The organism is Stenotrophomonas maltophilia, from assembly GCF_004920835.1.
Taxonomy (GTDB): domain Bacteria; phylum Pseudomonadota; class Gammaproteobacteria; order Xanthomonadales; family Xanthomonadaceae; genus Stenotrophomonas; species Stenotrophomonas maltophilia_AQ.
On record NZ_QFHO01000031.1, the window covers coordinates 45,581 to 51,580 of the forward strand.

A 6,000-nucleotide genomic window follows, 5' to 3' on the forward strand; every position below is an offset into this window, starting at 1 on the left:
GGGATGACACCCGCGCAGTGCTTGACCTCAACCCCGGTTGGGGGAACACAGTGGACCTCCCTCCCCCGACCGGTGGCCGCATGACGACGCTCGATGTCCCCCGCTACCTGCAGCGCCTGCAGTTGGATGCACCGCCACCGCCAACGCTGGCTGGCCTGACCCTGCTGCAGCAGCGCCACAACGCGCTGCTGCCATTCGAAACCCTCAGCTGCCTGCTGCGCGATGCAGTGCCGATCGACCTGGACAGCGTGCAGCGCAAACTGCTCGATGAACGTCGTGGCGGCTACTGCTTCGAACTCAACGGCGGCCTGCTGGCGCTGCTGCAGGCGCTGGGCTTCGATGCGCAGCCGCTGAGCGCGCGCGTTCTACTGGCGGCACGGGACGGCGAGCTCACGGCGCGCACCCACCTGCTGCTGCGCGTGCACGTAGACGGTGACGAATGGCTTGTGGACGCCGGCTTCGGCAGCCTGACCCCGACCGTACCTCTGCGCCTGCAGGGTGCGCAGCCGCAGGCAACGCCGCACGAACGCTATCTGCTGCAGCGGCTGCCCGGCGACGGAGACTTCGTGCTCTCCGCCGAGTCCAGCGATGGTTGGCGGGCGATGTATCGCTTCGACCTGCAGTCACCGGCCCCGATCGACAACGTGGTGGGCAACTGGTACGTGTGCACCCATCCGGATTCGAGCTTCCCCGGCCAGCTGCGTGCGTCGCTGACCGGACCGGACTGGCGCCGCACCATTGGTAGCGGCAACTACACCGAGTACCGGCCCGGGCAGGCACCGGACAAGCGCCCTTTGCACGATGTCGGCGATGTGCGCGAGGTGCTGCAGCAGCGCTTCGGCATGCAGCTGCCGAACGACCCGCGGCTGGACCCGGCGATCAACGAATGGTTGCAGCGCTCGCGGGCCGCGACCCACTTGTAGCGGCGAGCCATGCTCGACTGGTGCATTGACGGCGCGACCAACAGCAGCCGAGCATGGCTCGACTCTACAGAATCGCGCGCGCCTGCAACGCAATGCGGTTGCCTTCGCTGTCGCGGATCTCGGCCACGCGCCAGTCACCGGCATCAGCGGGGCCGAAACACAGTTCGGCTCCAACCTGCAAGGCTCGCTCGAGGCTGGCATCAAGGTCATCGACCCCGATGTAGATGCGCGCGCCCTGTTCTGACGGCCGGTAGTCCGCCCCCTGCACCAGCGCCATGCTGGCCCCTGCCGCTTCATCGCCGAACGGCAGGTAGGCCATCCGGCAATCGTGCAGCAGGATCGGTTCGTCCACCTGCACCTGCAACCACTGCTGGTAGAAGGTGATGGCACGGGCCAGGTCACTGGCTGGGATCTCGACATGCAGGATCGGATTCATCCGCGCAGGATAACCGGACGCTGACGCTGCCTGCGCAGCAGCACTGGCATGCTGGACGCCCCCCTGTTCCGCGGAGCCCTGCATGTCCCTGGCCGATCATCGAAGCACACTGGCACCGCGAGGCTTTCTGCGCGTAGCGATCAACCTGGGCAACCCAGTGCTGGCGCAGGGTGATGCCCGTTCACCGCGTGGCCCTTCACTGGAGCTGGCCACAGCGATGGCGCAGCGGATGGGCGTGCAGGCCCGTTTCATCTGCCACGACGCTGCGGCGTCGGTGGTCGCCGCAGCGGCCGAAGATGCATGGGACCTGGCCTTCCTGGCCATCGATCCGGCGCGGGCCGACCGCATCGCCTTCAGTGCCCCATACGTGGAGATCGAAGGCACCTACCTGGTGCGCGAGGACAGCCCCTCGCAACAGGTGGCCGACCTGGACCGCGACGGACTGCGCATCGCGGTCGGCCGCGGTGCGGCCTACGACCTGTTTCTCAGCCGCGAACTGCGCCACGCCATGATCGAGCGGGCAGAGACGTCGGCGGCGGCGATCACCCTGTTCGAGCAGCGGCGCCTGGATGCCGCCGCCGGCGTGCGCCAGCCGCTGGAAGCCTGGGCACAGATCCATCCTGGCCACCGCGTGCTGGCTGACCGCTTCACCGCGATCCAGCAGGCGGTGGCAGCGCCGGCCTCCCGCCCGGCCGACGCGCTGAGGGCGTTGTTCGAGGAAGTGGAGGCGATCAAGGCCGGCCCGTTGCTGGCTGAAGCCTTCGCCCGTGCCGGGCAGGCGGTCACGCTGGTGCGATGATTGAAGAGCAGAAGCAGTCGAGCTTGGCTCGACTGTACAGAACGCCGGTACGGCTCACTGGAACAGATACTTCAGGCCGATCTGCGCACGACGGCCGTAGTACTCCACCTGCAGCGGGCGCTGCGGGCTGCCTTGGTAGTACTTCAACGGCTCGTTGGTGAGGTTGCTCAGCTCGGCGAACACCGTCCAGCGATCGAAGGTATAGGAAGCGCTGAAGTCGACCGAGGTGTTGGCGCCGTACCAGGCGTCGGTGACGCTGCTGTCGCCGTGCGCTTCGATGTAGGCACCCTTGTGATTGGTGGCCAGACGGGCAGCGAAGGCGCCGTCGTCGTAGTACACGGTGACGTTGTACAGGCGGTCGGCCTGGCCGGTTATCGGCACGTTGCCGTTACGAGCCGGAATGCGCATGCGCGAGTCCATCAGGGTCAGGTTGGCATTGATGCCCAAGTTGCTCCACAGGCCTGGCAGGAAATCGAAGCGGCGCACGAAGGCGAACTCTGCGCCCCACAGCTTGGCATCGTCACCATTCTCGGGCCGGTAGAAGGTGATGTTGGGGTTGCCGTTGAAGCTGCCGGTGCTGCTGCTCTGGAACACCGGATTACTGATGTTCTTGTAGAACACCCCGCCGGACAGCAGACCCAGCGGACCGGCATACCACTCGGCCATCAGGTCCAGGTTGTCCGAATAGGTCGGGTCCAGGTTGGCGTTGCCGGAGGTGAAGGTGCTGTCGGCTTCCATGAACGAGCCACCCGGGTTGATGTCACCAAAGTTCGGGCGGGCGAAGCTGCGGGTCAGGCCCAGCCGCAGGTTGAGATCGCTGCGCGGTGAGAAACGCACGTTGAGCTGCGGCAGCGCCGAGGTGTAGCGCTTGCGGCCCAGGTTGGGCACCAGCGCGCTGCTGCCATCAGCGTCACGCTCCAGCACCAGACCGCGCACGTCGGTGGCGGTGCGTTCCAGGCGCACGCCGCCAACCACGTCCCAGTGCTCGTCCGGCTTCCAGGTGGCCATCGCATAGGTCGCGTACTGCTTCTCGGCCACGTCGAAGTTGCGACCCAGCGCCGCGCCGTTGGCCACCAGTGCCGAATCGCCCGGCACCAGCACCAGGTGCTGCTTGTTCTGCCGGTACCATTCGGCCAATGCCTGCACCGGTACCACCTGCGAGAAATCGCGGGCGTAGTCACGTCCATTGCCGACGTCGTAGCCACTGCGGTCCGGCTGGTCCATCAACGGGAAGTCAGCCAGGGTCGGTACCGGCCCGCCGGTGGCGGAGTTCCAGGCATAGAACTCGTCGGAGAAGCGCGCGCGGCGCTGCTTGTCGCGGTACTTGGCCCCCATCTTCCAGGTCAGCGTGTCGCTCGCGTCGAAACTGAAGTCCAGCTGCGCGACCGCCTTGTCCTTCTCATTGATCGCCACCCGATACAGCTCCACCGCGCTCAGCGACATCTTCCGCGGATCCATTGCGAAGCTCGGCGGCAGATGGGTTTCGGGGGTGTCGGCGGCAACGTTGCCGCCATCGAGGGTGTTGTACGAGTTGCGGCCCACACCACGGTCCTGCAGGCCCTGGTAGCCGACCTTGCCCTGGTTGAACTGGACCACGAAGTACGCGTTGTCGGCACAGGTGGGAATGCAGCCATAGCGGAAATCGTTCTCGGCACTGGCCAGCTTCCAGTCCACCTGGACCCGGCCGAAGGTGTGCTGGCCGCCGAATTCGAACGTCTTGAATTCGGTGATCAGCTCGTTGTGGATGTTCTGCAGCTCCACGCGGTCCTTGTCGAACCGGTAGCGGTGCTTGTAGTGGGTCTCATCGTCGCTCAACTCGCCATACTGGCCACGCACGTACAGGCGATGGCCATCGGCCGGAAGGAATTCCATGCCACCGTTGACGCCGCGCGTGGTGCGCTCGCCGGTGTAGTCGCGCAGCTCCAGCCGGTAGACGCCCAGGCCGTCGGCACTGCGGCGCGGCTCGAAGTTGTCGGTCGCCCACGGGCGCTTCCAGTAGGTACCGTTGATCAGGAACCCGAAGCGTCCATCGGCGCTGCGGTCGCCGTACAGCACGTTCGCGCTGGTGCCGGTGTCGACTGCCTTGTCGTTGTAGTTGCCGGCCACGCTGGCGGCAAACGTGCGCCGTGTCGGTGCGGTGCGGGTGACGAAGTTGACCTGGCCACCGATGGCGTCGCCTTCGCGGTCGGGTGTGAGCGTCTTGCTCACTTCGATGCGCTCGATCAGCTCGGTCGGGAAGAAATCGAATGCCGTGGCACGGCTGGTGGTTTCCTCTTCGGCGGTCGGCAGACGGTCACCGTTGAGGGTGGTTGAGTTCCACTGTGCCGGCAGGCCACGCACGGCAACGAAGCGGCCTTCGCCCTGGTCGCGTTCGATCGACACACCGGGAACCCGCTGCACGGCTTCGGCAGCGTTGTGGTCGGGCAGCTTGCCGATGCCGTCGGCACTGATCACGTTCATCAGATGGCTGGCTTCGCGCTGTGCATCCAGCGCCTGTTTCTCGCCACTGACGATGCTGCCGACCACGGTGACGGTGTCCAGGTCGACGGCGGAGGTGGCGGGCACGGTATCGGTCGCGGCTGGCGTGGCGGCCTGGACGGCCAGCGGGGCATGCAGCAGGGCGAGCAGACCCAGGGTAAGCGGATGGCGCGAAGGCAGTGTGGACATGGCGATGGCGGCGGCAAGGGAAAGTGGGCCGCTCCGGCGGGAGCGGCGATGGCGGCCACTTTCGATCAGTGCGGTGAAGCGCAGGCGGCATCCACTAGGCAGGTCGGGGCAGCTGTCTAGGTGTTCGCACCGCGGCGGCTACTGGGCCAGCAGGCGACGGCCGGCCACCCAGACCTCGGCCACGTAGTCCGGCGTGGACCCACGCACCCGCAGCAGGTCGGCGCGCAGGCCTTCGCCGATGCGACCGCGATCCTGCAGGCCCAGCGCCTGCGCCGGCGCATGGCTGACCGTGGCCACCGCACGTGGCAGGCTCCAGCCCAGCTGCGCGCACAGCACGCCCAGCGCCGGCAGCAGGCTGGCGGGCACATAGTCGGAGGACAGCACATCGAGGCAGCCGGCACGTGCCAGTTCCAGCGCCGCCACGTTGCCGGAATGCGAGCCGCCCAGCACCAGGTTGGGTGCGCCGGCGACGATTGTCAGACCGGCTGCACGTGCGGCGGCAGCGGCCTCCAGCGTGGTCGGGAACTCGCAGATGCGTGCACCACAGGCCACGGCTTCATCTACATCCGCAGCCACCGTGTCGTCGTGGCTGGCCAGGCACAGGCCGCGGCTGCGCACCCACTGCAGCACCTGTTGCAGGTGTGCTTGACGATAGCGCGCCTGTTGCGCACGGCGTGCCTGCAGCAGCTCATCCAGGTAACCGGTCTTCGTGTCGGTCGGCAAACCGTAGTAGGCCGCATAGCGCTGCAGATTCCGGAACTGGCGCTGCCCCGGCGTGTGATCGGTCAGCGACAGAAGGCGCACCGCCGGATCATCCAGCAGTGGCTCCAGCAATGGCAGCAACCCGGAATACGGCAGCTCGGCACGCAGGTGCAGGTAGTGGTCGCTGCGCAGGCCGCCGGCGCGGCGCGCCTCAACCAGCGCCGCATGGGCGGCCTGCAGGCTGCGCACGCGCACGCTGTCGGCTTCCACGTCGCCCACCGCCAAGGCATCGCAGGCCGTGGTGATGCCAGCAGCCAGCAACTGCGCATCGTGCGCCTGCACGGCCGCCGCGGCGGGAAACGCCACGCCCGGGCGCGGCACCAGGTGTTTCTCCAGATTGTCGGTATGCAGCTCGACAAACCCCGGCATCAGCCAGTCGCCGCCACAGTCTTCTGCGCCCGGCAGCCCCACCC

At 67.1% G+C, this 6,000-nt stretch carries 5 protein-coding genes; 2 read left to right on the plus strand and 3 right to left on the minus strand.

Annotation, left to right across the window (positions count from 1 at the left end):
- The first annotated feature begins 80 nt into the window (after window positions 1-80).
- Complete coding sequence (locus DI041_RS17790; RefSeq protein ID WP_046987301.1) at window positions 81-923, plus strand: arylamine N-acetyltransferase family protein; 843 nt, start codon at window positions 81-83, stop codon at window positions 921-923.
- A 64-nt stretch (window positions 924-987) separates the two neighbouring features.
- Here DI041_RS17790 and DI041_RS17795 read toward each other — a convergent pair whose 3' ends face one another.
- Window positions 988-1,359, minus strand: coding sequence for a VOC family protein (locus DI041_RS17795; RefSeq protein WP_046987302.1), 372 nt, complete (start codon window positions 1,357-1,359; stop codon window positions 988-990).
- Between the two features lie 82 nt (window positions 1,360-1,441).
- Here DI041_RS17795 and DI041_RS17800 point away from each other — a divergent pair, with 82 nt between their 5' ends.
- A complete protein-coding gene (locus DI041_RS17800; protein WP_136638569.1) occupies window positions 1,442-2,158 on the plus strand; it encodes a transporter substrate-binding domain-containing protein in 717 nt (238 codons plus the stop codon).
- A gap of 54 nt (window positions 2,159-2,212) precedes the next feature.
- On the opposite strand, the gene DI041_RS17805 is transcribed toward DI041_RS17800, so the two are convergent.
- Complete coding sequence (locus DI041_RS17805; RefSeq protein ID WP_136638570.1) at window positions 2,213-4,825, minus strand: TonB-dependent receptor; 2,613 nt, start codon at window positions 4,823-4,825, stop codon at window positions 2,213-2,215.
- A 138-nt stretch (window positions 4,826-4,963) separates the two neighbouring features.
- On the minus strand, window positions 4,964-6,000 hold a 1,037-nt coding region (locus DI041_RS17810), incomplete at its 5' end, for an alpha-D-ribose 1-methylphosphonate 5-triphosphate diphosphatase (RefSeq protein WP_136640145.1).